Source organism: Mesorhizobium sp. Arg314, from assembly GCF_053714275.1.
This window is the reverse complement of sequence record NZ_JBSKBP010000228.1, coordinates 1-569: the sequence shown is the minus strand read 5'-3', so window position 1 is coordinate 569 and position 569 is coordinate 1. Positions and strand designations below refer to the sequence as shown.

General features: G+C 63.3%; 1 protein-coding gene. It reads left to right on the top strand.

The genetic code is table 11. From position 1 onward, the window contains the following. Positions 1–569: carboxyl transferase domain-containing protein (locus ACWGS9_RS35210; RefSeq protein ID WP_454509480.1), on the top strand; the 569-nt coding region annotated here is incomplete at both ends.

The window sequence follows — 569 nt, the reverse complement described above, 5'->3', positions numbered from 1 at the left end:
AAGGGCAAGCTGACGGCGCGCGAACGGCTCGAGGTGCTTCTCGATGAAGGGTCCTTCGAGGAATACGACATGTACGTCACCCACCGGGCAACCGAGTTCGGGATGGCGAACCAGAAGATCGCCGGCGACGGCGTGGTCACCGGCTGGGGCACCATCAACGGCCGCATGGTCTATGTCTTCAGCCAGGACTTCACCGTGCTCGGCGGCTCGCTGTCGGAGACGCACGCCAGGAAGATCTGCAAGATCATGGACATGGCGGTGACGAACGGCGCGCCTGTCATCGGTCTCAACGATTCCGGCGGCGCGCGCATCCAAGAAGGCGTGGATTCGCTCGCTGGCTATGCCGACGTCTTCAACCGCAACGTCGATGCCTCCGGCGTAGTACCGCAGATATCGGTGATCATGGGACCATGCGCTGGCGGCGCGGTCTATTCGCCGGCGATGACCGACTTCATCTTCATGGTGCGCGACACCTCCTACATGTTCGTCACCGGCCCCGATGTGGTGAGGACCGTGACCAACGAGATCGTCACGGCGGAGGAACTCGGCGGCGCCAGCACGCACACGCA